This window comes from Pectobacterium parmentieri (genome assembly GCF_001742145.1).
Taxonomy (GTDB): Bacteria; Pseudomonadota; Gammaproteobacteria; order Enterobacterales; family Enterobacteriaceae; genus Pectobacterium; species Pectobacterium parmentieri.
Window position 1 is genome coordinate 2,272,747 of sequence record NZ_CP015749.1, and the last position, 26,984, is coordinate 2,299,730.

Consider the following 26,984-nt stretch of genomic DNA (forward strand, 5'->3'; position numbering starts at 1 on the left):
TAGGTTAGTGTTAAACTAACATTAACCTAACATATCATAATGGTGAATCGGATGGATAGAAATATATTAGAAGGACAACTAAGAGAATGCTATGGAAGGGTTGTTTACACACATAAAACTCACGAAAAATGTGCAGATATTCTTCAAAAAAAACTAAGCTGTATGAAAAACCTACAGCTAGTTCTTTTGGCAATAACTACTGGTAGTTTTATCGCTACAGTGGTGGGTGATGCTAAAATAGGAGCTATAATTGGGTCAATACTTTCCGCTATACTCCTCTTTTTAAACTCATATTTGAAGGATTATGATTTAGGCACTATAGCTCAAAAGCACAGACAAGCTGCTGGGGAGATGTGGTTAATCAGGGAAAGATATTTATCTCTACTCATAGACTTGAAAATGCAAACTAAAAGTATTGAGGAAGTTCTGAAAGAAAGAGATGCCTTGATGATTGAACTATCTGCAATTTATGTCGGAGCACCATCCACGAATTATAGGGCATATACAATGGCTCAAAAGGCGCTTAAGGAACTTGAAGATATGACTTTCGCTGATGAGGAAATTGATAAATTCCTCCCTACAGAATTGAAACGAAAATAAACCCATGGATTATAGTTGGCCAATCCTTTAACATTATGGAATTGATTTTCCTATTTTTAAAATTTTTTCCTGAGTAAGTTTTTAGCATTCACTTATTACTCACTGTTTAAGCATTCTTACAAAGAACGCTTTTCATAAGATAATAAATGTCAGTTTATCGTTCAGGCTGTGTGAAAACGTTTTTTTTGGTCGCTAATATCACCAAAAACAGAGCTGAAAACCGCGCTCATACGTAAAATCCAGCTCAACTAACCAGCCGATCAATTTCAGATTTTACATATCTGCACTTACTTCAGTTTTTGGTCAGCGTTTCCACACAGTCTGCTCTCAAAGCAGCCTGTCGCATGGCATGTAGGTATCTCAGGTTTTGCTGGAGGTGTTCAACTGGGTACAGATTCTCACGCATGGTGAATTCAGCTTTAACCTGTATCAGCTCCAATCAATAGACAATGTTAAAAATTGAGTTATCAGTCAATAATCATTTTTTCACAAACATAAAAATCATATAAACTCTGACAATATGATGTTGAACATCAAACCTTGCACAAACAGCAATAGACAACACGTTATGACAACAACCAATTGTTTTTAATTGACATTTTATGTGATTGGATTAAATAATGATGGTAAAAATGCTGGTAAAAAATCACACTACCATTTCAATACCGCTAATAACAGGAGACACAGATGAAGTTCGAGTCCAGTCAGAGGAGCCAATTTAGAAAACCCTGCTTAAGATAACTTAAGCAGGGTTTTTGCTATTTAGCATATTATTCAATGAGTTAGCGTAAAATATCTTCCCGATGCATTTTCAGTTTTCCCTCTGTATCGGGAGAATTTGGTAGTCAGATTTGGGGTCAAGTTGGTTCGATGACGGAGTGACCCCCAAATGTCTCTTAACGACTCAAAAATCCGCAAATTAAAACCATCAGCAAAATCCTTCAAAGTTTCCGATTCTCACGGTCTGTACCTGCTGGTTAATTCAAGCGGTTCACGTCTCTGGTATCTCAAATATCGCATCAATAGAAAAGAATCACGCCTCGGCTTAGGTGCCTACCCTGATGTATCTCTGGCCGACGCTCGTCAGCAGCGTGACGGTATCCGCAAATTGCTAGCGCAGAATATCAACCCCGCACAGCAGCGCTCTGCTGAAAGAACCACTTCCTCACCAGAGAAAACCTTCAAGCATGTGGCATTGGAGTGGCATAAAAGCAACCGCTCATGGTCAGAGAACCATGCCGCCCGTCTGCTCGCCAGCATGAATAACCATATCTTCCCGATAATTGGACATCTGCCGGTCACAGAACTGAAAACTCGCCACTTCATCGATCTGCTGAAAGGTATTGAGAAAAAAGGTCTGCTGGAAGTAACGGCACGAACCCGACAGCATATGTGCAACATCATGCGTCATGCCGTACATCAGGAATTAATAGAGAACAATCCGGCGGCAAATCTGGATGGCATTATCGCCCCTCCAGTTAAACGTCACTACCCTGCCCTTCCATTGGAGCGACTGCCGGCGCTGTTGGCTAGTATTGAGGACTACAAGCAGGGACGTGAATTAACCCGCTTGGCCGTCTCACTCACCCTGCACCTGTTCATCCGTTCCAGCGAACTACGTTTTGCCCGTTGGTCTGAGATCGATTTCAGAAACAAAATCTGGACCATTCCTGCCACTCGTGAAGCTATCCCCGGAGTCCGCTACTCAGGGCGTGGGGCAAAAATGCGCACTCCACATATCGTTCCACTCTCCCGTCAGTCCATCGCTATTCTGAAACAGATACGAGAAATATCCGGGCATCAGGAGCTGATATTTCCTGGTGACCATAATCCGTATAAGCCAATGTGCGAAAACACGGTCAACAAGGCTTTGCGTGTGATGGGTTATGACACAAAAGATGAAATCTGCGGTCACGGATTCCGAGCAATGGCCTGTAGTGCGCTGATGGAGTCTGGACTGTGGGCGCAGGATGCGGTTGAACGGCAGATGAGCCATCAAGAACGTAATAGCGTTCGAGCCGCTTACATCCATAAAGCTGAATATCTCGATGCCCGTAAAGCGATGATGCAGTGGTGGTCCGATTATTTGGATACGTGCCGGGAAGCCTATGTCCCCCGTATATCCAGGGGCAAGGTAATAGCATTAAGACTGAATAACTGACTAGTCCTGATTGAGGATTGTGCACTTTTACCTGTTCAGCTAACAACGCCAATAGATGGCGAAACCGCTCCTGAAGGCGTAGGAAGGTTAGTTGCGGGAAAGTTAAAACGCTGCCGCGCACTCAGAACTGGTAGAAGCATTCGCTTATACTCTAAACCAGTGGCTGGTCCTTACGTACTATGCAGAAAATGGCTGGGCAGGATCATCTACCGGGCTGGGGTCAGTCCAGTGCCGGTTTCGACCTGTTTCAACGCAAAGACAATTTGTTCTTCGGTATAATGGATCTTTTTCATGGCTGATGTGCCTCTTTGTGAGATGAAAGAAAGACCCGATACTCCAGTTTAGCCTGGCTCTGTTTTCAGGGAGAAGATCAGTGAATGTCATTATCAATAGGACCTACGGCGATATGACTTCGATCGCTTTCATCCACTTCCCTTTTCTCACACAAATATGTGAATCCATCTGTCAGAGCGATTTTTGCATGCCAGCAAGGACCTAAAGATAATTTGTTTTGAGAGTGTGAGCTAGAGAGGGTAAAAGTGGATGCCCAACAAGAAGCAACATGATAAAAATGGCAGCGTTAGAGGCACAGACACAGAGCGAGAGAAAGAAATTTTAATGCAGGGATTTATGTAGAGAAAAATCGAAAACCTTCCTTAAGTTATTTATTTTTCTCAATTATTGGCGGAGAGAGGGGGATTTGAACCCCCGGTAGAGTTGCCTCTACTCCAGTTTTCGAGACTGGTCCGTTCAGCCACTCCGGCATCTCTCCGTTTAATCCGTTGTCATAATGCCCGCTTTTACGGCATTTTAACAGCGCCCTCCCTCGCCTTTACTTAATGAGCAATAACAATGATTAAATGGCCGTGGAAAAACACTCAACCTCAGGTACAGACACAGGAAAACTGGCAAGGAGCGATTTCTATCCCGCTCCTTGCGCCCTTAAATGATGAGGAACTTCAGCAACTGGTCACCCTTGCTGAACAGTTTCTAAAGCAAAAACGCCTGATTCCATTGCAGGAGTTGGTGTTAACGGAAATCATGCAACAGCGCATCGCCCTATTGTTTTCCTTGCCGGTGTTATCGCTGGGCATTGATGCTCTGGATGGCTTTCACGAAGTGCTGGTTTACCCTGGCCCGTTTATTGTCGAGGAAGAGTGGCAGGATGACATCGGGCTCGTGCATAAGGGAAAAATAGTGCAGTCTGGGCAAAGCTGGGATCAGGGGCCGATTGTCCTCAACTGGCAGGAAGTGCAGGATTCCTTCGATCTCTCCGGTTTCAACCTCATTATTCATGAGGTCGCACACAAACTGGATATTCGCAGCAGCGGTGAAGCAACAGGCGTTCCCCTGATTCCACTGCGCGATATTGCAGCTTGGGAACAACAACTGCACGGCGCGATGGATGCCTTACAGGAAGAAATCGATCTGGTAGGCGAAGATGCCGCCAGCATGGACCCCTACGCCGTTCACGATCCAGCAGAGTGCTTTGCAGTGCTGTCGGAATATTTCTTCAGCGCCCCTGAGCTTCTTGAAGAGCGCTTTCCCGCTCTGTACCGCTGCTTCCAAAAATTCTATCGGCAAGATCCACTCACTCGGCTAAAAAACTGGCAAAACAGCATCAACTATCATGCACCATCTATTTACTAACTCATAAAAAAACAGCGAATTGTACACAGCCTAAACAGTCAGACGATAAAGCTGATTTTGCCGTTGACAGCGCCACTGGTGGCAGATATCATCCGCCCCGTTCACACGATTCCTCTGTAGTTCAGTCGGTAGAACGGCGGACTGTTAATCCGTATGTCACTGGTTCGAGTCCAGTCAGAGGAGCCAATTTAGAAAACCCCGCTTAAGGAAACTTAAGCGGGGTTTTTGCTATTTACCATATTAGTCAATAGGTTAGCGTAAAATATCTTCCCGATGCATTTTCAGTTTTCCCTCCGCATCGGGAGGATTTGGTGGTCAGATTTGGGGTCTTTCCGGTTCGATAATGGAGTGACCCGCATATGTCCCTTAATGACACTAAAATCCGCAACTTAAAACCATCAGCAAAATCCTTCGAAGTTTCCGATTCTCACGGTCTGTACCTTTTAGTTAATCCAGGCGGTTCACGTCTCTGGTATCTCAAATATCGCATCAATAGAAAAGAATCACGCCTCGGCTTAGGTGCCTACCCTGATGTATCTCTGGCCGACGCTCGTCAGCAGCGTGACGGTATCCCCCTCTGTCAGGGTAGTTGTCACCCCCATCGAAAATACTCATGACAAGATGGGAACAGATCGTGAAACGAATTTCACCAGAACGTAAAGCTGCTGCACTGGCTAAATTACTACCGCCTTACAACATGACCGTCACCGCTGTTGCACCGATGGAAGGGATATCGGAAGCTACTCTCTATTACTGGCGTAACAAGGCGAAAGCAGAGGAAATACCGGTGCCGGGGCGGGACTTGAACCCGCACAGCGCGAACGCCGAGGGATTTTAAAAACCTGTAAGGGAGTAATGAAAACAATAAGTTACTGTAATTCCACTGATTGCCGTTTCTGGTTAGTGCTGTTTATTTTCCTTAGTTACCATTCTGCCGCCACTTTCACAGTGGCGTTTTTCATTCCCTAACGAGTCGTGGAATGGCCAGATATAGCTTTTCAAGCAACGCATTTTTATTCACGGCATAGTGCATGGCTCTGTGGCAGTTCGGACAGAGTGCGGCAGCATTTTCAACGGTATCAGAACCGCCATTTGCCAGGTACTTCAAGTGATGTACCTCAAGGAAGGGCAATCCGTCAGCTTGCATAAAAGGGGCTGGGTTACGGCAGTATTCACATACGCCTTTCGCTTCCTGGAGAACGTAGGCTTTCACTTCCGGATCGCGTACTACTGAAGTTGTTTGCGTTGTCTTCTTTGGTGGATTGCTGTTGCCTGTCGGCTTACTCTTCACACCTTTTTTACGCAGTGCGCTAACCTGGGCTTCAAACTGTTTCTCAGTCTGTTCCCCAATCGGGTCAAGGTCATCAATAAACTGCTTCAGGCGAGGGAATATTTTAGCGCCGACGTTAGTCGCTGGTGTTAAGCCTGGTAGCCAGTCGCGTCCCATTTCTTGATAGACAAATGAAATGTTTTGCATCCTAAATTCAAAGGATTTAGCGGTACGGGGAAAACGTGCGGCCAGTGAGTCGTAATAGTTTTTCTTAATGAACGTCAGCCCAACCTGGTGAAACCGCTTCATTTCGACATAGGCTTCAACTGACGCCCTTAATTCTTCATCACTCCAGCCAGTATTCTGCTGCTTTTCCATTTCACACCATTTCCAATCTGTCATACGGATTCAACGTAACGGCCGCATCCAGGTGATCGGGGGCAAAGTGTGCATAGCGCATCGTCATCTGGATCGAGGTATGGCCGAGAATATCTTTTAGCACCAGGATATTACCACCATTCATCATAAAATGGCTGGCGAAGGTATGCCGCAAAACGTGCGTTAACTGCCCTTCTGGTAAATCAATTTGGGAACGTTTTAACGCCTGTCGAAAAGCATCATAACAAGGGCTAAACAGTTGGCCACGGCGGCGCGGTAATCGCTGATAAAGCTCCGGTGAGATCGGCACAGTGCGGTTACGTTTCCCTTTAGTATTAATGTAAGTCACACGGTACGGCACAAGCTGCGACTGCTTTAGCTCCTGGGCTTCACTCCACCTGGCACCTGTTGCCAGACAAATACGCACCACACTACCGAGATCGGGATTACTAGAAGCATCACACTCGCTAAGAATGAGGCGAATATCATCGTGATACAAAAAGGCTAACTCGCTGTCACTCTCTTTATACTGACGAATCCCATCTAGCGGATTATCCCCTTGCCATTCGCCCAGGCGTTTTAATTCATTGAATACTGCACTTAAGTACGAATGCTCACGGTTGATGGTGGATTCTTTCACTGGCTTATCGAAACGCCCAAACTTACCGTTTAACCGCTGCTTACGGTATTCAGCAAAATCAGCTTTCGTAAATAGACTGGCTATCGGATCGCCCAAGTTCGTACAAAGCAGCTCTAATTTGCGTAACCGCCCTTCCCCATCCGCCAGAGAACGGCCATGCATATCGAACCAGCGTTGAACCAGTTCAGATAAGTTTTGCCCGGCATCTTCTGCCGCAGAAGTATCAATCGATATCCCCACAAACTTGAGCTGACGCTCATAAGACAGCGCCTCACCTTTGCTGACAAACTGCTTACGCAGGCGTTTTCCGGTTCGCCCTTTCGGATATGTTTCACTCAACCACTTTCCAGTGGGTAACTTCCTTACGGCCATCGACCCTATCCCGTTATCAAAAACGAGATAGTTTTACTGTATATAAAATCAGTAATCAATGTTTAAGTGTCATCTAAATACACTATTTTTTTAATATACTTACTTGATGATAGTAGTATTCTTTATGTGGATGAACATCATCTCTTAAATTTATATTCATTAAATTACTAAATATAGATTCAAGTAATTTATTATCGTATGTAATCTTTGAACCAGAAGCATTCTTAACTTTTTCTTTAATGTAGTTCGAAATCATGCCTGTGAGAAAATGCCCTCTAACGCAAATTAATGGTTCACCTTTATATTTTATTAACTTTTTCCTGTAACTCAAATATATCGAGTAATCTATTTTACCTTTAGCATTTAAAATAATTGGCTCAACTATTTTCTTACACAGTTGAAAGCCATCTTGCTTTTCTAAAAATCGAAATGAACTATCACCCATTATTTTTTCCCCCACCCCTTGAGAAAACAAGGCATAATCAAAGGAAACCAATTTGAAAAACAAATTAATATTAGGCTTTATTATATCTCTATCAATGGAAATATAATCATCAGGAATGTCTTTAGCCGCAAGGCTTTTAACTATTCCTTTAAGGATATCATCTGTATAATATGTGTTCTCGATGCTATATCCATACGAGAACATTACATTAATCAAATCTTCGGGTTCATCAAATAAATATTTATAATCCCTATCTCTAGCAACATATACTCCCGTCGCACCTTCTTTTATTTTTTCTATATATTCATCAATCACCTTACAGCCATTAACACATTTAGTTGTTATATTATTTATACCAAATGAGTTATATAATCCATCCCAGAATCGCTTATCACTATCTCCCTCAACAAATACAATTTTGTTTCCAGAATGAAATGCATGTAAGATATTAAGAGCGTTAACGGAATAAGTCAGCGATGAAGTCATTCAGCAGCTTCCTTCATATCAATAATTTTTGATAGGTAACTGCCAGCCACTTCTGGTGAATGTGTTGCTATAATTACTTGAGCTTTTTTATTTAGTTTCTTTATTGAACTAATTATTTTAGACTGCCAACTTATATGAAGAGATATTTCAGGCTCATCAGCAATGAATATATTAGGCATTCCTCGCTGCAATAGAGATTCTATTAATATAGTTAAAATCTGCTTCTCTCCCGATGAGAGGTCCTTAACATTAATTTCTTTTTTATCTTCGAGGTAAATCTTTAAGTCTCCGCTGTAATTTATTTCGACACTTTTATTAATGTAAAAATCATCATTTATTATTTTTGTAAAATCACGTAATGAAGATAATTCATTTTCCGTTTCTATTTTAAATCGCTCACTTAAATCTACAACTTGATTAAGTTTTTCATACAGCGAGAGAACAACAACATCCTGTATCATTATCCCCTTAAATTCCCTATCTTTTAAATTCTTTAAAACATTATTTACTGTCTGTAAATTATCGTTAATTTTTTTTCTGTATTTATTTTCATTATAATTCTCGATTACTCCTAAATTTTTATAAGCTTGAATTAATTCATTGGATTTATCTTTAATAACAAAATTTTCTGATTTATATTTTAAATCTCGCCTATTAAATTTAGCATCAACCTCAATCAATGTTTCAACAAGAATATCTTTTTGATATTTAATTGACATTTCTTTTATTTTATTATTTTTTTCAATCTGATAAGACTTTAAATTCTCTATTTGCTCTTCTAGAATAGTATCAATGTTTTTACTTGACACCACACTAGATTTCAAGAAATCAGAAAAAAAAGCATCATCATTACTATTTTCATCACCAATCTTACTTCTATTCGTTGATATGCCAACAACATTTATTATTTCTTTAATAATTTTATTTAACTGTTCCTCTGAAACAATACTTGCTTTAGCAGGTGAAACATCTTTTGTTCTATTATAGATTAATCGTTTAGACTCATCAGGAACAAGAAGATATCCCTCTCCATCGATATCGTAATATACTTCCTTATCATAGCCGTCTTCGTTCTTCCCAAATCTTGCTGCATATATAACTTTCGTACTGAATGGATTTCCTTCATCTTCAAGATGAATTGTTATTTTATCAAAATTACATTTAGATATAATTTCAGACTTTGCATTTAGGATTGAATACAATATATTAATTACTGTTGTTTTTCCTGTCCCATTAATTCCAATCAATATATTTACATCATCATCAAATTTAAAGTTTAAAGTTTTTTCTCCCCAAAGACCATAAATTCTAACAGAGGATATTTTATACATAAAGGTCACCATTAATATAATAAAAAACTAAATGTTTTTTTCAACAGTAATAACAACCATCCCAGCGCCCTTAACATCATCAATAGAGCACTCGAATTTAGTTGCGTTACCGGATACCTGAATACGATTACCTGGGATGCGGGCTACGTCGTACACATCCACATCGCCATCAATATCTAAAAGCCAGCGGCCATTGCTGACCTGAGTAACAGACATATCGGCGATCCAGGCATTGTTGCCTTTCTCTATGAAAGCGGGTTCGGAAACAGAATCATCAAGCAGTGTGCCGTCAGCAATCCATGTGCCAGCGTCTTGTAATCTTCCGCCGACAATCCTGATCTTTTTCAATGAGATGTAGGCACTATTAATAGCACTTTCGGCAGGCTTTGCAAGATCTTGAAACATTTCGCCTTCGCCTGTAGCTAACCAAGTTAGCGAAGCTCCAGTCTCAAGGGCGCATCGGATAACTACCTCTCCAGGAAAGTATTCTCTTTTTATCCAAGTGCTAACGGTGCCATTACCAACATCAAGATGGTCATGTAACTGCTTTTGCATCGTGAACCCATAGGCTTTGAGGATTCTTTCAACTACGCCTTTCCCGCCATCAAACTTCATAGATATCAAATTCCAGTTTATTTGATTGACAGATATCAATTTTGACATTACCTTGGCCAATAGATAACAAATGATACCCACCAGTAGCATAACTTAACTAACAGAACAGAATGCCTTATGAAAACGCCACTTTCAATCACTCTGGCTACACCGTACGTCACATTAAGCGAATTTTCTCGCATCAGTGGTTTACCCATAAAGACCTGCTACCAGTGGGTGCACCAGGGAAAGCTGCCTATCCGGGCTAAAAACGCTAAAAACGAGCGAACCATGATTAACCTCCTGGCGCTAACAAAAGAAGCCGAATGGGAAGCGCGGCTTGGTGCATAAATTCAAATTTGTGAATTTATTATCGATTTCAATAGGGATTTGACCATGTTTGATTACCAAATCGCAAAACACCCGCACTATGCCAATGCGTGTCGCGCATTTGCCACCAGGCACAACCTGGTTGAACTGGCGGAAATGGTAGGAATGAACCCGCAGATGCTGCGCAACAAGCTGAACCCGGAACAGCCCCACCGCTTAACGTGCGATGACCTGTTGACCATCACGGATGCTTCTGAGGATTCAACGCTGATCGACGGCTTGCTGGCACAGCTTAATTGCCTACCTGCTGTTCCCGTCAACGAAGCGAAAACAGAACGCCTTACCACTTACGTGTTGCAGGCAACCGCAGCCGTCGGCGCTGTTGCTGCGGAAAGCCTCTCTACCGAGCGAATGAGTCAAACACGGCGAAATTCTTTTATGGAAAGCATCAATTCCGGCATTCGCTATCTGTCGTTAGTCGGGTTGACGCTGCAAACCAGAATACAAGCCAATCCCGCAATGGCTTCAACCGTAGATGCACTGAGCGGGATCGGAGCGTCTTTGAATGTTGGGTAATGTGAAATAGCTATCAAACTATATGGAATAGTCCGATAGCACTTAAAAATTAATTAGCTGGGTGAGTTTTTATAAGCGTACCGCGTTGAGTGCGACTACTGTCACTTAAATGCATCTGGTCGATTGGAACCCCCGCATTATCATAAAATTTGGCGTCATCAATTAAGGACAAAAACCTTTCAGCATCTTCAATACAGAGCGGGCGGTTTTCAAAAATACGGGGACTATTCACAACAGTATTACCACTTTTATCAACAATCCGCCAATTCCATTCTGAGCGGCTTTTACAAGAGATAACAATATTTATGCACATATTTAACGATCCTTCTGAAAGTCAAAAATATTCCGAATCAATACATTGTGCCGCAAACAATTTATTAGATGCGTTCAAAGGGGGAGATACAAGAATCGCCCTTGAAATTTTAGATTGGATGAAAGACGCAGTGATTGCGAACTCTTCCGTTGTTGCGACTGAAGATGCGATCTGTGTTAACGCATCTAGTCCTTCATTTCCTTTGAAAGTCATCAGCATAAAACGTGGTTGATTGTTTTTGGCGATTCAATCCTACCACAAGACCATGCGCCGGGCATGGCTAAAACCCGGCACCTATTCGCAACCGTCTATCAGTGGGCGATTACCAATAGGCAACTTAATCAACAACTGGAGTAGTAAAAATGAGTTTTTTTGGATTCGGAAAAAAAGTAGCAGCAGCAAAAGTCGAACTTAAAAAGGTCGAGAATCGCGATCTGATGGAGGCAATCGTGGGCGGTTGTTTGCTCGTCGCGGCGGCTGATGGCGAAATCGAGAAAGAAGAGACAGACAAACTGGATAAGTTGCTGCGCTCTAACCCTCAGTTGGGGCATTACGGGAATGAAATCACCCAAACTATCAGCCGCTTCACTGAACAGTTACAGGCAGGCTTTCGCGTTGGACGCATGAACATCTTGCGTGAAATCGACGATATCAAAAACACGCCAAAAGATGCCGAAGAGGTTTTCGTTAACATGCTGACGATTGCCGAAGCTGACGGAGAAATTGAGCCAGAAGAACAGAAAGTGCTGGAAGAGGTTGGCCGCCGCCTCGGTCTGCGTATTGAAGATTACCTGTAATGAACACGTTGCGTCTGGCTGGTGTTCTCTTGTTCGCGTTTATGGGCGTCGCAGTAGATTTTTCAAGCTATCTGCTTTCTGTCATCAGTGATGCGTTATTCATCAGCGCATTAGTTTTCATTGTCTGGTCACCGTTAATGACCGGGGTGGAAAAGAAATAAGCAACCTGTGCCGGGTTAGCCCGGCACCTATTCGCAACCGTCTATCCGTGGGCGGTTACCAATAGGAGGGGAAACCATGCAAGCACCAATATCAATCGCGCCGTTCCTCTGGTGGCACCAGACGGAGACAAAGCCAGACTTTACGATCACCCACGGCAAAGGCCGTCAGGGGATCATCATCCGTACCCGCTCGGCAAATTATGCCCAGCGGGTTATCCGTTCTATCAAGTCAGTGATACGGGGGAAAGCATGACAGCCTTTACCGTCAGCAGCATGCAGAACTTACCCGCCGGGCTGCGCAACGTGATCGGCAAGCACTTTGCCGATAGCCGCTGGCGCGAAACCTGCGCCTATTACAACAGCCTGCATGAGCGCGATCGTTTAACCATCTGCTTTCATGCGCAGATGAAAAAACGTCACACCGTTTACCGCCTGGAAGAAATGCCGACGGCTGAACGTGAGCAAATTGTTTGCGCCATTGATGAAATGCGCCAGGCATTTTCAAAAGGTCGCAGCCGGGGCGTGAATATCTCAACATTTCTGAGCTGGTTAAGCGTTAGTGAAAGACGAACGTTATTTATGCACGCGGGGTTAACTGAAAAAGAGTTTAATCAGCCCTATTGGCGTATTGATGATAATTCGTGTCAGTGGCGTCAACCAATATTACGTGCATTAAACGAACTGGCTAGTTTATCTGAAGCTGCCCCCGAAATTTTGACGGCAATTAAACCTGAAGAATATCTGAGCTAAATAACCACCTGAAAATAATTAGGCGCTTAACCGCGTCGGGACTCCCTTTATCTGAGGATTATATGCACATGTATAAAACAGTCGGTCAGGCAATGCACCGCAAGGCTGAAAACGAGGGCATTCAGTTAATGCTTTCTCAGGCACGCACCGAGGCGAAAGCCGATGCGCACACGTCTTTTTCTTCTCGTCTGGATAAGCTGGCGACTCATGCTTCTATCAATGAATTAAGCAGAGTGGAAATCATCGAGTTATTACGGCAGGAATCCGAAGCCTTTAATAACTCCGGGTCAGATATTAAGGCGGTGATGTAATGGAAAACCCAAATTATAACCGCGTCGATATCAACGGCAATTACGCAATAGCGAAAGTCGGCTATGACTTCGGATTAGGCGAAATTAAGTGCGGAAAAGAAGACGGTGACCAACCGTATTTATCCACGCTGGCCGTTTATCAGAATCCCGTCAGCCTCATTAACGATTTTGTGCATCGTGCTATCGCCACCGAAATTTGGCGTGGAAACGTTACCGACACAAAGAAACTACTAACCGAAAGCAAGCGCTTTGCCGCGCTGTGTCAGTCAGCCTTTGACCAGCTCAACAACGATAAGGGGCAAGAATAATGCCGGATGCTATGGACATGGTGCAACAGCGCCAGCAAGACACTTTAGACCATCAGATCGCCAACGCCCGGAACGTCCAGCGCGGTGTTTCTGCGTTTGAATGTGAAGACTGCGATCAGCCCATTCCCGAAGCTCGCCGCGCTGCAATCGACGGCGTGACCCGTTGCGCGACCTGCCAGGGAATCCACGAACTGAAAAGTAAGCATTATCGGGGTGGGCTGTGACCTCAATTTCTTTTACCTGTGGTAAGAAACAGATCTCAGTACCTAGCGAAGACGTGGCTTTTTACTTCCCGTCAATCGTCGAAAGCGGCGCTTTCTTTGTCACGATGAAAGATGGCAAACAGTACCGAGCAACCTGTTTAAGAGAAAATACAACTGCCCACCGGGGCGTGTGCTCCGGCGCTACGCTATGAATCATACCCATCGGGGGCGCTCCGCTCCCACCCCACCGCCACCTTTCCCCGGCAGCACCCGCGATACGTTCGTGGGTGCGTATTCATGGAACGCCCCACGCCCGGCAATCGTACCGGAAGAAAGACAGCTTACCCGTGAGGAATGGACTCAGGGGCAAGCCGTTTTAGCGAAAATTAACCAGCAACCGCATTTCCTGCGTGAAATCTGCCTGAATCGCTATGTTTACCTGAAAAAGAATAAAGGCCAGCTAAGCGCGAATCGTTTTCTGGTTAACAGCTTTATGCAGCGCATGTGGCCGCGTATCGAGGCGATCAATGCCCGCCACGCTATGAATCGCAATGCTTCCGAGCGTTTCCTGTCTGAATCTGACGCCTATCAAACATTGTCCGGCATGAATGACAAGGCGCTGGGGCGTCTGGCTGCGCGCATTTCCGGCCAGATATTTTCGGCGTATGAAGAATTGAGCGATGCCATGAAAGCGGAGCGCGGCGGCCAGCCTGATGCGCTCTTTACCGATGCGGTACAGGCCGAACTTTTCGGCCATGTTGCCAGCATGGCGCGTGCGTTCAATATCACCCCTCTTTTCTGGAAGAACTACCGCAAAGGCACGCTGGATATACGCAAGGCAATAGCCAGCGTGTCTCGCCTGATTAATGAGGAATGGTGGACTCGCCAGCTTAAAGCCCAGCGCACCCGCTGGCGTGAAGCGCTGATGATTGCCGTCGGTCAGGTCAGTAAAAAAGCGTCACCGTATGCCAGCAAGATGGCGATCCGCGATGTGCTGGCGCGTCGCCTCGCTAACATGGATTACCTGAAAAACTGTGAGCTGGAGAACGTCGCAACAGGTGAGCGTATCGACCTGATCGACAAGGTGATGGCGAGTATTTCTAACCCAGAAATTCGGCGTATGGAGCTGATGAGCACTATCGCCGGGATTGAGCGTTACGCCAGCGAGCAACGAGACGTCGGGATGTTTATCACCATAACTACCCCGTCAAAATATCACCCGACTCGCACTATTGGTAAGCGCGACAACGAGAAAGTCCAGTTTAATAGGAAATGGGACAAGGAAGCATTTACGCCCAAAGACGGCCAGCGCTATCTGGTCAAGATATGGGGCAAGATGCGCACCGCGTTTAAAGATAATGACCTGAAGGTGTACGGGATGCGCGTTGTCGAGCCGCATCACGACGGGACACCGCACTGGCACATGATGCTGTTTTGCAAGCGCGCACATCGCCAATCGGTGATCGATATTATGCGCCGCTATGCCCTGAAAGAAGACGGCGACGAACGCGGCGCAGCAACTTACCGCTTTGAATGTAAACATCTCAATAAAGGTGGTGCCGCTGGCTATATCGCTAAGTACATTGCCAAAAATATTGACGGCTACGCGCTTGACGGTGAGATCGATAAAGACACAGGAAAGCCGCTGCGTGATATGGCGGTAGCCGTTACCGCGTGGGCGTCAACGTGGCGTATCCCTCAATTTAAACCTATCGGTATCCCCACGATGGGCGCTTACCGCGAATGCCGTAGCGGCACGTTACGCAGTGTCAATCTTACTGACCAGTTCGATGAACAAGTCGAAGCGGTTCGCTGTGCTGCTGATGCTGGCGATTTTTCCGCATACATGGCCGCACAGGGCGGCGCGAATGTTTCCCGCGAACTGCAAACGGTACGTGTTGCACGCCGGGTATCGGACAAGCTCAACGAGTATGACGAAGAGGTGCAAAAGGTGGTCGGGATTTTTGCCCCGCATTTGGGCGCGGGTCATGTTTTTGAAACCCGGACAACCGAATGGCGCATCGTTTCTAAAGCCGTTGACCTTGATCCTTTGACTTTAAAAAGCGCCCCCGGCGCGCCTCGGAGTCCTGTCAATAACTGTGGGTTGGGTTCTCAACGGTCAGGCGAAAATGTCAAAACGCAGGCCGAAAACAGCGGCATAGCGACGACATCAGAAACCGATAACACACCGATTGACTGGAATGACGACGCGGCTGTGAGGGCGCTAGGAATGCGTCTACGTGAGCAATCCGCCAGGAAGAATCATAAGCAACGCGACTTTAACCCCAATACCCTCCGAGATCCGTCACCGTCGGCCAGATTAACGGGCGAAGAACGGGAGCGGATACCTCGCATTCAGCGTGATTTATTCCAGCGCGGTATCACCACTCAACGTTGGGAGCTGGAAGCGCTGGCGCGTGGGGCAAAAATGAAAATTGACGGTGAGCTTATTTCATACCCGACGGCTGATGAATGGCCGGGGTTTAGTGAGCATTTCCAGGAATAGCTTGGATACCAGGCTACTAGCACTACGCTGATGTATCAGAATCACCAATAAAACAGTTTAATCTTTAATATACAACACGTTGAATAATTCATTGACTGCCGTTTCATTTTGAAAAATACTGTATATAAAAACAGTAAAAAGGAATAGTATGGAAACCTTAGAAAACGCACAGCTTGCACTTTCTCGTGTGCAATTTATCGCTGAGATAGCGTTAGTAGCTGATTGCGACAAGAAAGACCTACAGACAGCGTTAGCTACCATATCCCATCTGGTCGAGGTCGAACTAAAAACACGTGGCCTGGTGAGTCCAACTACTGTTTACGGCACCAAAAATTAACGCCATAAAGTATGTCGTGCTCATCGCATCGATGTGCATGAATTTGCATGCTGGATCCCATAGCTCAAAAACCTTATAGCCCCCTGTCCTACATGGATCGCGCTGGATCGTGCGAGTGCATGAAAAGCGACACACAAAGCGGGCAGGCGTGGCGGGGATAGCATTGCGCGCGAGGGCGTTTAGGCGTGGTTCATCCCGCACCGATGCGCCCCGCTGTGAGATGTTCTGCTTTGATATCATGCATTGGGTTGGTTTTTTACTGAAGCGCGTAAAACGCGATTGGTAAGTCCTGAAAGGGATATAAAAAAGCCGCTGGTTAGACGATTACTGTCGCAGGAATGCTCTGAAAGTTGGATAACTAAGCTAGTGTTGAAATTCCTCCTATGTTTTCATAATTAACTTAAAGAAAGGAGGTATTGTGGATACGATTGAAGAGATTGGCGGTACTTATTTCTATGGCGGCCTGACAAATCTTTCAGCCGGAGAACTCTTTTTTTGGATCATGATCGATGTCACCGCAGAGCATTTTACGGGTGCGAAAGATGTCATTGCTGCGGCTGCTGTCTATTCGGGGCAGAACAATATTCATGTTTCAGGTAAGTTTGCGAACGCCACGCCCGGCACCTCCTTAGCGTCAAAATACTCAAGAAAACTGCTGAAAGGCTATCAATTACCGGTCAGACTTCCCACCTTTGTCAGTGCTCCCCAGAACCCATTTAAAATAAAAAAAATAATGACTTTGAAGCTATCCACTTTTGTGGGGCGAACTATTCCTGTCATCGGCTGGCTTGTGCTTGCTGTAGATGTGTCGCTGATAGGGTATGAGGCTACAACCCGGTATAATCGTATCGCAAGCAAGGAGGATAGATTGTGGTAAACCAAGGCCAAGATGTAGAAAAGGAAGTTTTTAAACTGGTTGAGACTTATAACGGTAGAAGTCTTTTTTCACGAAAACGTTTTGAATTAAGACATGATACCGATCTTAACGAAGATTTTCGCATGGCCCCTGAGGATGCCTATGAGCTAATGGAAAGCTACGTTGATAAATTCGACATAAACCCGAAAACGATACATTTTGAGCGTTATTTTCCAGAAAGTTTCTCCGACCCTCATGACCCGCTTACTATTCAACTTCTCATTGATTCTGCGAATGCTGGCCGCTGGCTTGGAAAATAGATAGCGCCCGCAGTAACAGACGCCAATCAGTTTTTATTTATCCGCGATTTCCAGTGAGTATGGTTTGAAAGAGATAACCTGTTCACCGACGTAGTTATTAACTTCCTTCATCCGTTCCTGTAGCGGCGTCAGCTCGTTCCTGACAAAAACCTGACTCGCCTTTTCCACATCCCCAAAACCGCCCGTATTATTCGGGATAATCCCCATCATCTGCGGTGGTACGCGGTGTGCGCTGAGCAGGTCGTCACGGCTGGCGTTCTTGATGTTAAAGAAGTCGTCTTTCGTAGCAACCTCACTGAGCGGCACAATCTTTATGCCGTCCGGCTTGCCGTTGGGTGCGTAGAAAAACAGGTTCTTAAAATTCCCCAGCCCTTTAGTGCCGTTCATCGCGGCGCGCAACTTGTCCACGTCAGTACCGCTTTGTGCCGCATCGGTCACGTACATGATGTAACCCGCGTGTGCGCCATTCTGGTAATACTTGCGCCGGAACAGCGTCGCAGACTCATTCAGCCATGCCGAGTTCAACGAGCTGATATATTCCGGCAGGCCGTACATTTCCTGATTGATATCCGGCTCCAGCAAATGGAACACGCTACCCGGTTCAAAGCGGTGCGGCTCTTTGAATGACTGCACGAACCAATAAACATCCTCTTCTACTCCGCGCCGGGTGTATTTTGCCGGGCTGGAATCTAAGCGCAGGATGCCGCCTGTGCGGTTCAGGCGCTTTTCAAGAAACGCATTCCCAAACACCAGATAATCCAGCACAAAGCGGCTGAAATCCTGCTGACTCAATAGCGGGTTCGGAATAAACGTGCTCACCAGAATGTTACGTTTCACGTAGATAGGTGAGCTATGGTGTACTGCGGCGCGCAGGCTTTTAGCCAGCCCGCTAAAGTTGATCGGCGGCTCAATCCACTTGCCGTTATGGATGCACTCGGCATAGTCCAGAATGTCGCGGCGATCCAGAACGGCGGACGGTTCACCAAAAGTGAAAGCCTCTATCGGTTGTGCCTGGCTGACGGGCGCTGATTGGGATTTGCGATATTTACGCTTTTTCATTCGTTAAAATCCAAAATGCTGACAGGGACATGACCGTTAATCGCGGTCAGGGGTTCGTTTAACAGCGCGTGCATGGTTGCCCATGCCACATCGGCGTGGCTGATTTCTTCGCTGCGGCTGGCTTCATAGGTGGTGCGGTTACCGCTGGCCGTCATGGTTTTACGGATGGCCATAAACGATTGGGTGATGTCGGTGTGGCTGGTGTCGTACTCCAGCCGCCCGCTGGTGATCGTGTCTTTGGCTTTCAGCACCATCGCGGTTTTGATTTCTGGTGAGTATTTGATTTCGCGTGCTGCGGGGAAGAAGCCGCGCACAAGCTGGTAAACGCCCTGACCGATGCCCGTGGCATCAATGCCGATGTATTCGACGATATATTTTTCCGTCAGCAGCTTGATAGCCTCGGCCTGTGCGGCAAAATCCATGCCCTTCCACTGGAAGCGCTCCAGAATGCGGAACTTACCGCCCGGTGCCTGCGGCGGTGCCAGTACCACACAGCCCGCGCTGTCGCCCGTGTGTGACGGGTCGTAACCAATCCAAACGGGCTTATAGGCAAACGGGCGCAGCGCGTAGGGGTTAAAATCCTCCCATTCTTCCAGCGCATCGACCATGCAGCGCTGTAACTCCTCAAACGGGAACACCGACGCCTTATCATCGACAAACTCGCACATCAGCAGGTTTTGATACTCTGCCGGGCTGTATTCCAGCGTGAGCTGGTCGAGGTCGAACAGGTTACAGCCCCCGGACAACGCATCTTCTACCGTCACAATCTGCCGCCACTGGCCGTCACCGCACAGCACGCCGCCGGACAAATTCGCGTGGCTTAAATCCAGATGGAGGTGATCGGCCTTATTGCTGCGCCCCTTGTTGAACAGCTCACCCGACCAGAACGGATAAGCGCTGTGTGCCAGACTCGATGGCGTTGAAAAGTACGTGCTGCGCCACTTTTTGTGCAACGACATGCCGCTGGCGACTTTGCGCAGTTCCTGAAACTTGGGTATCCAAAAATATTCATCCAGGTACAGATTTCCGGTGTAGCTCTGCGCGGTGCGGATATTGGTGCCGAGGAAGAACAGGCGCGCCCCGTTGGGGAGTACCATCGGGTCACCTTTCAGGTCAACGTCAACCAGCCGGGCAAAATCGATGATGTAGTTTTTAAAGACGTGTGCCTGCGCCTTACTCGCTGACAGAAAAATCTGATTGCGCCCGGTAGTCAGCGCATCAATCAGCGCTTCCCGCGCAAAATAGAACGTCGCCCCAATCTGGCGCGATTTCAGTATATTGCGGATACGGTGCTGTAGCCCGGCCTGATGCCAGCCGCGCTGGTACTCGAAAATCTCACTCAGGAAAATGTCGTTCAGCTTCTCGATAGCCGACTCGCTGAAGTGGTTCTTTTCTGGCGCTTTGCGGTCGCCCTTGTTGCGGTTGCGAACGTTGGGATTGAGATCGGCCTCGTTACCCGTCTGGCTGTAGCGGTTCACCCGCGCCAGCCGCTCAATCTGACGGCCTAACAGGTCAATCTCTTTGTAGTCATGCCCCTCCTTTTTCGTCTTCATGATGAGCTGAATCAACCGCGCCTCAAGGCTGGCTTCAACACGCGATACCGGGGCGATAGCGTCCCAGCCGTCGCGCTGCTTCCAGCTCTGAACTGTCGGCGTTTTCTGGTTCAGCATTTCCCCAATCTGACGTACCGAGAAGCCCTGCCAGTAAAGCAAGGCCGCTTGTCGCCGTGGGTCGCTGATGATGGTGGTATCGATGGCTGTATTCATGACGGCAAGGCTACGTCAGCGCCGACCATCACCGCCTTAAGTGCCTGTTGTGCCAGCGGTTAGCGAACCGTGATTGATGGCGTGGCCTGTTGTCACGCCGGATACTCGCCCCGACTTCCCGCAAATAACGGATGAGAAAATGGCAAAGAAAGTTTCTAAGTTTTTCCGCGTCGGTGTTGAAGGTGACACCTGCGACGGTCGCGTGATTGACGCGAATGACATTCAAAACATGGCGGAGACGTTTGATCCGCGTGTCTATGGTTGCCGCATCAACCTTGAACACCTGAAAGGTTTGTTGCCTGACAGCCCGTTTCGCCGCTATGGCGATGTAGTCGAACTGAAATCAGAGACGATTGATGATGATTCGGCTATCAGTGGCAAGCTGGCATTGTTCGCCAAAATCACCCCGACAGATGAACTGGTGGCAATGAATGAAGCCAGACAGAAAATCTATACCTCTATGGAGATCCAGCCCAACTTTGCCAACACAGGCAAAGCCTATCTGGTCGGTCTGGCGGTCACCGATGACCCGGCCAGCCTCGGCACGGAAATGCTGGAATTCAGCGCAAAGGCAAAACTCAACCCACTAGCAACCCGCAAATTCTCCCCGGAAAACCTCTTTTCTGTCGCCACCGAAGTGACGCTGGAGTTTGAAGACCTGCCGGACGTGGAGCCGACGCTGTTGTCTCGCATCACCGCCCTGTTTGGCCGCAAGCAATCCAGTGATGACGCCCGTTTTAATGATGTGCATGAAGCGGTGGCCGAAGTTGCCGGACAGGTGCAGACCAACGCCGATAGCGTGGAGCAGCGCTTTACCCAGCTTGAGCAGCGCCAGCAGCAGGACATTGCCACGCTGACGCAAAAGTTGAGCGCCAGTGAGCAGCAGTTAACCGACCTCAAAGCGACGCTGGACGGCACCGAAAGCTTGTCACAGACGCGCCGCCCGGCGGCGACAGGTGGCGACGGTGAAGCCACGCTGCTGACCAACTGCTAACGGGGCGTAGCCCTCAATACCCTTATTCAGAACCAACAGGAAATACCATGCGTAAAGAGACTCGTTTTAAATTTAATGCCTACCTGACCCAGCTTGCCGCCATTAATGGTGTTGAGGTGGAAACGCTGAGTAAGAAATTCAGCGTTGAACCGTCCGTCACGCAGTCGCTGATGGACGTGGTGCAGGAATCCAGCGACTTCCTGACCCGTATCAACATCGTGCCGGTTGCCGAGTTGACCGGGGAAAAAATCGGCCTCGGCGTATCCGGGTCGGTTGCCAGTACCACGGATACCTCAAACGGCGACGAGCGTGAAACCGCTGACTTGCTGAGTCTGGAGGCGCGCCAGTACAAGTGCGAACAAATGAACTTTGATTTCCATATCCGTTACAACACCCTCGACCTGTGGGCGCGTTTTCAGGACTTCCAGTTGCGTTTACGTAACGCCATCGCCAAACGTCAATCGCTGGATTACATCATGGCAGGCTGGCACGGCGTGAAGCGTGCGGCGACCTCTGACCGCGCTAAATATCCGCTATTGCAGGATGTGGCGGTAGGTTGGTTACAGAAATACCGCAACGAATCCGCCAAACGCGTGATGAGCAAAGTCGTAGGTGAAGACGGCGCGGTGATTTCCGAGAAAATCCGCGTCGGTGAGAACGGCGATTATGTCAGCCTTGACGCATTGGTGATGGATGCGACCAACATCATGATTGACGAATGGCATCAGGAAGACCCTGACTTGGTGGTGATTTGCGGTCGCCAGTTGCTGTCTGACAAATATTTCCCACTGGTCAACAAGCAGCAGGAAAACAGCGAAATACTGGCCGCTGACGTCATCATCAGCCAGAAGCGTATCGGCAATTTACCTGCCGTGCGCGTGCCATACTTCCCGGCCAATGCCCTGATGATCACCCGTCTGGATAACCTGTCTATCTACTACATGGACGACAGCCACCGCCGCCACATTGAAGAGGTTGCTAAGCGTGACCGTATCGAAAACTACGAATCCATCAAACAGGATTATGTCGTGGAAGATTACGGCTGTGGCTGCGTGATCGAAAACATCCAGCTCGGTAAGTTCCCGAAACCACCTGAAGCGGAAAAAGCCGCAGAGCCTGCCGCGTCAGGTACTGAAACCTCAACCGACAACACCGGAGTCTAAACCATGTTAAGCCCCGCCCAGCGTCACATGATGCGGGTGTCGGCTGCTGAGGCGTCGCAACGGGAGAATGATCCGCTGCGACAGGCCACCGGGTACGAGCAAATGCTGTTCCGGCTTGCGGCTGACAAACGCACGTTAAAACAGGTGCGCTCCATCGAGCGTAAAGCCGAAATGAAAAGCGGGCTGTTGCCCAGCTATGCGCCGTGGGTCGCGGGTGTGCTGGCAAATGGTCGCGGCGCACAGGATGCGGTATTGATGACGGTCATGGTGTGGAAGCTCGATGCCGGGGACGTTCCCGGCGCGCTGGAGATTGCCCGTTATGCGCTCCAACACAAGCTGGTGATGCCAGAGGGCTACACCCGTCCGACGCCGTACCTGTTAGCTGAGGAAGTCGCCGACGCCGCGACCCGCGCCCATACCGCTGGGCAGGCGGTCAATATTGATCTTCTCATTGATACGCTGACGCTCACCGACGCCGAAGACATGCCCGATCAGGTGCGCGCCAAGCTACACAAAATCATCGGCCTGATCTTGCGTAGCGGCAAGCCGGAGCACGCCCTGTTTCACCTGAAACGCGCCTTTCAGCTTGATAGCCGAAGCGGTGTAAAAAAAGACATAGAGCGGCTGGAAACTGCGCTGCGCAAAGCAGCGGCCAGCCGTTAACCCAACGCGCCCCGCGCCGGGCGGCACACAGGCCGGAACGGTTATCCGTTTTCTGAGCCTGTGTCCACCGCCCACCTATTTTGAGGTTGTCATGACGACAATGATTTTCCCCGCGAAAGCGGAGTTGCGCCCGGATGCGGTGGTTATCCCCGTGCCTGTGCAACAGGATGCCGTAATCAAAAACACCTTCTTCTGGCCGGACGTGGAGCCGGGAACGCTGCGCATACTGATGCGACTGGAGAACACCGTCACGCCAGAGCGTCTGCGCCATGCGGCGTTAACCGCGATTGCCGAGGTGAACGCCGAGTTGTTCGAGTACCGAAAGGCGCAATGGGCGGCAGGGTTTACCACGCTGGCCGAGGTTCCCGCCGAGCAGCTCGACGGCCAGAGCGAAAAACATCATCACTACCTGCGTGCGGTCAGCGCCATTACCACGGCCACGTTATACGAGCGTTACCGAGGCTATGACGCCAGCGCCAAAGGCGACCGCAAGGCCGACGCGCTCGACGGCACGATTGATGAACTCTGGCGCGATGCGCGCTGGGCTATCAGTCAGTTGCAGGATGCGCCCCGCTGCATCATCGGGCATATCTGATGAACGTTATCGCACAGCAGGGTGACACGCTGGACGCCCTGTGTTATCGCCACTACGGACGCACACAGGGCGCGGTTGAGTCAGTGTTAGGCGCTAATCCGGGGTTGGCTGAATTCGGGGCGATGTTGCCCCACGGCACCCCGGTAACGCTGCCAGATATTGCTGCCGCCTCTGTCGCAGAAACGGTGAGTTTATGGGATTGAATATGGAAAGAATCACGTCATTTATCGCGTACTGGATAAGCGTGGCGCTGGCCTTTTTCGGGGCGATGACGCCGCAGGATTTCGCGGCCTATTTCGGGGCGCTGGGGGTGGTTTTCACCGTCGGTGTTAACTGGTACTACCGCCGCAAGAGCTACCAGCTATTGAAAACTATCGACAGTCCCCGCGAGGTTATCCATGAAATCACTCGTTAAACGCTGCGTTATTGCCACGGTATTAGCACTGGCCGCGTTAGTGCCGGATTTTTCCTTGCTGAAAACGTCACCGCAGGGGCTGGCGCTGATTGCTGACCTTGAGGGATGCCGATTAAGTCCGTACCAGTGCAGCGCGAACGTGTGGACAAACGGGATCGGACACACCGCAGGCGTGGTGCCGGGGAAAACCATCACCGAGCGTGAAGCGGCGGTCAATCTGGTGGCCGATGTGTTACGGGTAGAAAAGGCGCTGGCGCGTTGTGTGGCCGTGAATATGCCGCAGGCCGTCTATGACGCCATCGTGAGCTTTGCGTTTAATGTCGGTGTCGGTGCGGCGTGCCGCTCTACACTGGCGTTTTTTATCAACAAAGGCCAGTGGCGCAACGCCTGTGATCAGCTCTTGCGCTGGGTGTATGTCAACGGCGAGGTATCACGCGGTATTGAAACCCGTCGCCAGCGTGAACGTGCCGTCTGTCTTAAGGGGGCAACATGAGCACATTGACCCGCGTAATCCTTGTTGTTGCTGCGCTGTTTATCGTGCTGCTGTTCGTGACTAAGCGGCAACTGTCTGACGCGAAAAAATTGATTAACGAACAGAGCGAAACGCTGGTTAAGCAGTCGCTTGAACTGCTGGTCAGGGATGGAGTGATCGACGCGTTGCAGTCCAGCGCGATACGCAACGAACAGGCACAGGCGGAACTCCGCAAGAAACTGTCACAGGCCGGGCAACTGGCCGCGTCCCGCGATAAAAAAATCACGAGGTTACTCAATGAGAATGCCGATCTGCGCCGCTGGTACGGCACTGCTTTGCCTGACGATATTAAGCGGCTGCACCGCCGCCCCACCTTTGGCAACCCCGACGCTTATTTACGTTGGCTGTCCGAAAGTGGAGAGCTGCCCGATACCGGGCAGCAGCCCGGAAACCAACGGTGATTTAAGCGCGGATAACCGCCAATTGGAAAACGCACTGGTGAGCTGTGCGCTACAGGTCGAAACCACCAAACACTGTCAGGAACAACACGATGCTGAAACCCAACAGCCTGCGCAGCGCCTTAAATGACGCGGTGCCGGTACTGAAAAATAACCCGGACATGCTGCATGTCTTTATCGACAGTGGCGCGGTGGTGTCCACGCTGGCCGCGTCGCTGTCGTTTGAGAATCAGTACACGCTGAATCTGGTTATCACGGATTTTACTGACGATATCGACTGGCTATTAGTGCCGATTCAGGTGTGGTTACGAGAGAATCAGCCGGATATCACTCATGACAGCCAGGGCTTTACTTACCTCGCTGACATTAACGATAACGGTAGCTGTGATATCAGCATCAGCCTGAAACTCACCGAGCGGGTGATCGTCAAAGAGGTTGATAAAGCACTGCACGTTACCCACGCGCCAGAGCCGCCGTTACCTGTTCCCGTCGAGCGTCCCGTATCGCTGTACCTCAGCGGCGAGTTAGTGAGCCAGTGGCATGAATGAGCTGAAACCGTTTGACGATAAGCTGGCCGCGCTGATCGCCAGCCTGTCAGCATCTGGCCGTCGAAAGCTGGCCGGAACGGTGGCAAAAGCCCTGCGCGGTAGCCAGCAGCAGCACATTAAAGCGCAGACCGCCCCGGACGGCACGGCTTATTCCCCCCGTAAAGCTCAGCCGATTAAAAGTAAAAAAGGCCGGGTTAAGCGCCAGATGTTCCAGAAGCTGCGCACAGCCAAATACCTGAAAGCCAAAGGCACGGCCGATGCAGCCAGCGTGGAATTTATCGGACGGGTGCAGCGCATGGCGCGGGTACATCACTACGGTTTACGCGATCGGCCTAGTCGTAATGGTGACGATGTGCAATACGAGGCAAGGCCGCTGCTAGGGTTTAGCGATCGGGAGATAAAAGAGGTTGAAGGATTGGTGATAAAGCATCTGAGTCAATGAATGAAGCCCCGCGAATGCGGGGCTAGGATTATGCGACGTCTTTCACATTTTCATCGCGCTGCGCCAGAAAATTTTCCAGCGTGGTGATCCGGCTAATTTCTTCCTGAGTGCGCGCGTCATTTTCCACTTCCCATACGTCAACACTATTTTGCAGGTTAAGCCAGAAATCAACTGATGTATCAAACGCTTTCGCCAACCGGAAAGCCATATCAACCGTTAGCTTACGGTTGTTGTTGACCAATGCGCTGATCGTATTGCGGTGGACGTTCAGCATTTCCGCCAGGTCATTAATCTTCAACCCCGTCGGTTCAAGATATTCATACAACAGAACATCGCCTACGGATGTCGGCTTGCGTTGTGCCTGTGCCATAGATACCTCTCTTACTTATGATTTTTGTAACCGTGGTCATCCAGATAAACATCAATCGCTTTACCATCAACCCATTTAAAAATCAGGCGATATTGGATATTCACTCTGATGGATGAGTATTCCCCCAATGGTGGGTTGAGATTCTCGTATCGGTTCCCCGGTGGCGATCTCAGATCTTTTGCCGATACCGCCGCGTTGATGATATCCAGCTTGCGGGACAAGGATGTAACCACATCGGCAGGTATCTTTTTATGCGACTTACCATACATAAAAAAATCTTCCAGCCACTTATCCCGAAAGCTATGAATGCTGCGCATTTTTTGCATTCGTCGCTCCCTCGTTTA

The 26,984-nt window shown here is 48.3% G+C and carries 38 protein-coding genes, 2 tRNA genes and 2 pseudogenes; 31 read left to right on the forward strand and 11 right to left on the reverse strand.

All coding sequences use genetic code 11. From position 1 onward, the window contains the following. Nucleotides 1–51: 51 nt before the first annotated feature. Together A8F97_RS10150 and A8F97_RS10155 are read left to right on the forward strand one after the other, a co-directional pair. The gene (locus A8F97_RS10150) at nt 52–600 is read left to right on the forward strand and encodes an SLATT domain-containing protein (protein ID WP_033071270.1); all 549 of its coding nucleotides are present in this window, start codon (nt 52–54) and stop codon (nt 598–600) included. Nucleotides 601–1,489: 889 nt separating this feature from the next. Then, nucleotides 1,490–2,761 (forward strand): tyrosine-type recombinase/integrase, encoded by a 1,272-nt coding sequence (locus A8F97_RS10155; protein WP_033071269.1) that lies wholly within the window; start codon nt 1,490–1,492, stop codon nt 2,759–2,761. Nucleotides 2,762–3,443: 682 nt separating this feature from the next. Here the strand turns inward: A8F97_RS10155 and A8F97_RS10160 are convergent. Then, nucleotides 3,444–3,533, reverse strand: a tRNA-Ser gene (locus A8F97_RS10160). A gap of 80 nt (nt 3,534–3,613) precedes the next feature. Between A8F97_RS10160 and mtfA the strand changes: the two genes are divergently transcribed. From mtfA to A8F97_RS10175, 4 genes and pseudogenes are all read left to right on the forward strand, one after another. After that, on the forward strand, nt 3,614–4,411 hold the full coding sequence (gene mtfA, locus A8F97_RS10165) for a DgsA anti-repressor MtfA (protein ID WP_014699207.1): 798 nt from the start codon (nt 3,614–3,616) through the stop codon (nt 4,409–4,411). A 110-nt stretch (nt 4,412–4,521) separates the two neighbouring features. Beyond that, nucleotides 4,522–4,597 (forward strand) — tRNA-Asn (locus A8F97_RS10170). A 173-nt stretch (nt 4,598–4,770) separates the two neighbouring features. Beyond that, nucleotides 4,771–4,983, forward strand: a pseudogene (locus A8F97_RS23180) (Arm DNA-binding domain-containing protein); the annotation flags it as partial. Nucleotides 4,984–5,024: 41 nt separating this feature from the next. Next, nucleotides 5,025–5,207, forward strand: a pseudogene (locus A8F97_RS10175) (transposase); the annotation flags it as partial. Between the two features lie 162 nt (nt 5,208–5,369). Here the strand turns inward: A8F97_RS10175 and A8F97_RS10180 are convergent. The 5 genes from A8F97_RS10180 to A8F97_RS10200 all read right to left on the reverse strand — a co-directional run bounded on the left by A8F97_RS10180 (nt 5,370) and on the right by A8F97_RS10200 (nt 9,948). Beyond that, nucleotides 5,370–6,059, reverse strand: a complete 690-nt coding sequence (locus A8F97_RS10180; RefSeq protein WP_033071268.1) for an HNH endonuclease — start codon at nt 6,057–6,059, stop codon at nt 5,370–5,372. A 1-nt stretch (nt 6,060) separates the two neighbouring features. Then, nucleotides 6,061–7,071 (reverse strand): phage integrase, encoded by a 1,011-nt coding sequence (locus tag A8F97_RS10185; protein ID WP_033071267.1) that lies wholly within the window; start codon nt 7,069–7,071, stop codon nt 6,061–6,063. Between the two features lie 82 nt (nt 7,072–7,153). Then, complete coding sequence (locus A8F97_RS10190; RefSeq protein ID WP_033071266.1) at nt 7,154–8,002, reverse strand: DUF4435 domain-containing protein; 849 nt, start codon at nt 8,000–8,002, stop codon at nt 7,154–7,156. Then, nucleotides 7,999–9,333 (reverse strand): AAA family ATPase, encoded by a 1,335-nt coding sequence (locus A8F97_RS10195; protein ID WP_033071265.1) that lies wholly within the window; start codon nt 9,331–9,333, stop codon nt 7,999–8,001. The genes A8F97_RS10190 and A8F97_RS10195 overlap by 4 nt, the downstream gene beginning before the upstream one ends. A gap of 27 nt (nt 9,334–9,360) precedes the next feature. After that, entirely contained in the window at nt 9,361–9,948 is a 588-nt protein-coding gene (locus A8F97_RS10200) for a phage repressor protein CI (protein ID WP_033071991.1), read from the reverse strand. 117 nt (nt 9,949–10,065) lie between these two features. Here A8F97_RS10200 and A8F97_RS10205 point away from each other — a divergent pair, with 117 nt between their 5' ends. Beyond that, entirely contained in the window at nt 10,066–10,278 is a 213-nt protein-coding gene (locus A8F97_RS10205) for a hypothetical protein (protein WP_033071264.1), read from the forward strand. A gap of 45 nt (nt 10,279–10,323) precedes the next feature. Next, on the forward strand, nt 10,324–10,833 hold the full coding sequence (locus A8F97_RS10210; RefSeq protein WP_033071263.1) for a phage regulatory CII family protein: 510 nt from the start codon (nt 10,324–10,326) through the stop codon (nt 10,831–10,833). Nucleotides 10,834–10,882: 49 nt separating this feature from the next. On the opposite strand, the gene A8F97_RS10215 is transcribed toward A8F97_RS10210, so the two are convergent. Further along, the gene (locus A8F97_RS10215; protein ID WP_033071262.1) at nt 10,883–11,146 is read right to left on the reverse strand and encodes a hypothetical protein; all 264 of its coding nucleotides are present in this window, start codon (nt 11,144–11,146) and stop codon (nt 10,883–10,885) included. Here A8F97_RS10215 and A8F97_RS10220 point away from each other — a divergent pair. The 12 genes from A8F97_RS10220 to A8F97_RS10265 all read left to right on the forward strand — a co-directional run bounded on the left by A8F97_RS10220 (nt 11,139) and on the right by A8F97_RS10265 (nt 17,695). Continuing rightward, complete coding sequence (locus A8F97_RS10220; RefSeq protein WP_033071261.1) at nt 11,139–11,378, forward strand: hypothetical protein; 240 nt, start codon at nt 11,139–11,141, stop codon at nt 11,376–11,378. The genes A8F97_RS10215 and A8F97_RS10220 overlap by 8 nt on opposite strands. 130 nt (nt 11,379–11,508) lie before the next feature. Next, nucleotides 11,509–11,943, forward strand: coding sequence for a tellurite resistance TerB family protein (locus A8F97_RS10225; protein WP_033071260.1), 435 nt, complete (start codon nt 11,509–11,511; stop codon nt 11,941–11,943). Further along, nucleotides 11,943–12,104 carry a DUF3927 domain-containing protein gene (locus A8F97_RS23865; RefSeq protein ID WP_099092836.1) on the forward strand — a complete coding sequence of 54 codons (162 nt, stop codon included), beginning with the start codon at nt 11,943–11,945 and terminating at the stop codon, nt 12,102–12,104. Before A8F97_RS10225 ends, A8F97_RS23865 begins: the two co-directional genes overlap by 1 nt. 76 nt (nt 12,105–12,180) lie before the next feature. Further along, nucleotides 12,181–12,357: a hypothetical protein gene (locus A8F97_RS24430; RefSeq protein WP_162939882.1), complete on the forward strand. Its 177-nt coding sequence runs from the start codon at nt 12,181–12,183 to the stop codon at nt 12,355–12,357. Next, nucleotides 12,354–12,854 carry a hypothetical protein gene (locus tag A8F97_RS10230; protein WP_033071259.1) on the forward strand — a complete coding sequence of 167 codons (501 nt, stop codon included), beginning with the start codon at nt 12,354–12,356 and terminating at the stop codon, nt 12,852–12,854. The genes A8F97_RS24430 and A8F97_RS10230 overlap by 4 nt, the downstream gene beginning before the upstream one ends. 92 nt (nt 12,855–12,946) lie before the next feature. Then, nucleotides 12,947–13,165 carry a DUF2732 family protein gene (locus A8F97_RS10235; protein WP_375154055.1) on the forward strand — a complete coding sequence of 73 codons (219 nt, stop codon included), beginning with the start codon at nt 12,947–12,949 and terminating at the stop codon, nt 13,163–13,165. Beyond that, the gene (locus A8F97_RS10240) at nt 13,165–13,473 is read left to right on the forward strand and encodes a DUF5405 family protein (protein WP_033071257.1); all 309 of its coding nucleotides are present in this window, start codon (nt 13,165–13,167) and stop codon (nt 13,471–13,473) included. The genes A8F97_RS10235 and A8F97_RS10240 overlap by 1 nt, the downstream gene beginning before the upstream one ends. Beyond that, nucleotides 13,473–13,697 (forward strand): TraR/DksA family transcriptional regulator, encoded by a 225-nt coding sequence (locus tag A8F97_RS10245; RefSeq protein ID WP_033071256.1) that lies wholly within the window; start codon nt 13,473–13,475, stop codon nt 13,695–13,697. The genes A8F97_RS10240 and A8F97_RS10245 overlap by 1 nt, the downstream gene beginning before the upstream one ends. Before the next feature lie 187 nt (nt 13,698–13,884). Continuing rightward, entirely contained in the window at nt 13,885–16,182 is a 2,298-nt protein-coding gene (locus A8F97_RS10250; protein WP_033071255.1) for a replication endonuclease, read from the forward strand. Between the two features lie 148 nt (nt 16,183–16,330). After that, a complete protein-coding gene (locus A8F97_RS10255; protein ID WP_033071254.1) occupies nt 16,331–16,519 on the forward strand; it encodes a hypothetical protein in 189 nt (62 codons plus the stop codon). Nucleotides 16,520–16,937: 418 nt separating this feature from the next. After that, nucleotides 16,938–17,396 carry an STM2901 family protein gene (locus A8F97_RS10260; protein WP_033071253.1) on the forward strand — a complete coding sequence of 153 codons (459 nt, stop codon included), beginning with the start codon at nt 16,938–16,940 and terminating at the stop codon, nt 17,394–17,396. Beyond that, complete coding sequence (locus tag A8F97_RS10265) at nt 17,390–17,695, forward strand: DUF1493 family protein (RefSeq protein ID WP_082218610.1); 306 nt, start codon at nt 17,390–17,392, stop codon at nt 17,693–17,695. The genes A8F97_RS10260 and A8F97_RS10265 overlap by 7 nt, the downstream gene beginning before the upstream one ends. A 33-nt stretch (nt 17,696–17,728) precedes the next feature. Here A8F97_RS10265 and A8F97_RS10270 read toward each other — a convergent pair whose 3' ends face one another. Continuing rightward, nucleotides 17,729–18,754, reverse strand: a complete 1,026-nt coding sequence (locus A8F97_RS10270) for a phage portal protein (RefSeq protein WP_033071251.1) — start codon at nt 18,752–18,754, stop codon at nt 17,729–17,731. Beyond that, on the reverse strand, nt 18,751–20,520 hold the full coding sequence (locus tag A8F97_RS10275) for a terminase ATPase subunit family protein (protein ID WP_033071250.1): 1,770 nt from the start codon (nt 20,518–20,520) through the stop codon (nt 18,751–18,753). The genes A8F97_RS10270 and A8F97_RS10275 overlap by 4 nt, the downstream gene beginning before the upstream one ends. A gap of 139 nt (nt 20,521–20,659) precedes the next feature. Between A8F97_RS10275 and A8F97_RS10280 the strand changes: the two genes are divergently transcribed. From A8F97_RS10280 to A8F97_RS10325, 11 genes are all read left to right on the forward strand, one after another. Beyond that, nucleotides 20,660–21,514, forward strand: coding sequence for a GPO family capsid scaffolding protein (locus A8F97_RS10280; RefSeq protein WP_033071249.1), 855 nt, complete (start codon nt 20,660–20,662; stop codon nt 21,512–21,514). 47 nt (nt 21,515–21,561) lie between these two features. Further along, a complete protein-coding gene (locus tag A8F97_RS10285; RefSeq protein WP_033071248.1) occupies nt 21,562–22,677 on the forward strand; it encodes a phage major capsid protein, P2 family in 1,116 nt (371 codons plus the stop codon). A 3-nt stretch (nt 22,678–22,680) separates the two neighbouring features. Beyond that, a complete protein-coding gene (locus tag A8F97_RS10290) occupies nt 22,681–23,340 on the forward strand; it encodes a phage terminase small subunit (protein WP_033071247.1) in 660 nt (219 codons plus the stop codon). A 91-nt stretch (nt 23,341–23,431) separates the two neighbouring features. Continuing rightward, nucleotides 23,432–23,935, forward strand: a complete 504-nt coding sequence (locus tag A8F97_RS10295; protein WP_033071246.1) for a head completion/stabilization protein — start codon at nt 23,432–23,434, stop codon at nt 23,933–23,935. After that, nucleotides 23,935–24,138, forward strand: a complete 204-nt coding sequence (locus A8F97_RS10300) for a tail protein X (RefSeq protein ID WP_033071245.1) — start codon at nt 23,935–23,937, stop codon at nt 24,136–24,138. The genes A8F97_RS10295 and A8F97_RS10300 overlap by 1 nt, the downstream gene beginning before the upstream one ends. Continuing rightward, entirely contained in the window at nt 24,129–24,350 is a 222-nt protein-coding gene (locus A8F97_RS10305; RefSeq protein WP_033071244.1) for an HP1 family phage holin, read from the forward strand. The genes A8F97_RS10300 and A8F97_RS10305 overlap by 10 nt, the downstream gene beginning before the upstream one ends. After that, entirely contained in the window at nt 24,334–24,843 is a 510-nt protein-coding gene (locus A8F97_RS10310) for a lysozyme (RefSeq protein ID WP_033071243.1), read from the forward strand. Before A8F97_RS10305 ends, A8F97_RS10310 begins: the two co-directional genes overlap by 17 nt. Next, nucleotides 24,840–25,283: an Rz-like lysis system protein LysB gene (gene lysB / locus A8F97_RS10315; protein ID WP_033071242.1), complete on the forward strand. Its 444-nt coding sequence runs from the start codon at nt 24,840–24,842 to the stop codon at nt 25,281–25,283. The genes A8F97_RS10310 and lysB overlap by 4 nt, the downstream gene beginning before the upstream one ends. After that, nucleotides 25,168–25,410 (forward strand): Rz1-like lysis system protein LysC, encoded by a 243-nt coding sequence (gene lysC, locus A8F97_RS24630; RefSeq protein WP_227001619.1) that lies wholly within the window; start codon nt 25,168–25,170, stop codon nt 25,408–25,410. Before lysB ends, lysC begins: the two co-directional genes overlap by 116 nt. Continuing rightward, nucleotides 25,373–25,828, forward strand: coding sequence for a phage tail protein (locus A8F97_RS10320; protein ID WP_033071241.1), 456 nt, complete (start codon nt 25,373–25,375; stop codon nt 25,826–25,828). Before lysC ends, A8F97_RS10320 begins: the two co-directional genes overlap by 38 nt. Continuing rightward, complete coding sequence (locus A8F97_RS10325) at nt 25,821–26,270, forward strand: phage virion morphogenesis protein (RefSeq protein ID WP_033071240.1); 450 nt, start codon at nt 25,821–25,823, stop codon at nt 26,268–26,270. Before A8F97_RS10320 ends, A8F97_RS10325 begins: the two co-directional genes overlap by 8 nt. Nucleotides 26,271–26,298: 28 nt before the next feature. On the opposite strand, the gene A8F97_RS10330 is transcribed toward A8F97_RS10325, so the two are convergent. Together A8F97_RS10330 and A8F97_RS10335 are read right to left on the reverse strand one after the other, a co-directional pair. Continuing rightward, nucleotides 26,299–26,640 carry a HigA family addiction module antitoxin gene (locus A8F97_RS10330; RefSeq protein ID WP_015841345.1) on the reverse strand — a complete coding sequence of 114 codons (342 nt, stop codon included), beginning with the start codon at nt 26,638–26,640 and terminating at the stop codon, nt 26,299–26,301. 11 nt (nt 26,641–26,651) lie between these two features. Beyond that, nucleotides 26,652–26,966, reverse strand: a complete 315-nt coding sequence (locus A8F97_RS10335; RefSeq protein ID WP_033071239.1) for a type II toxin-antitoxin system RelE/ParE family toxin — start codon at nt 26,964–26,966, stop codon at nt 26,652–26,654. Nucleotides 26,967–26,984: the final 18 nt, after the last annotated feature.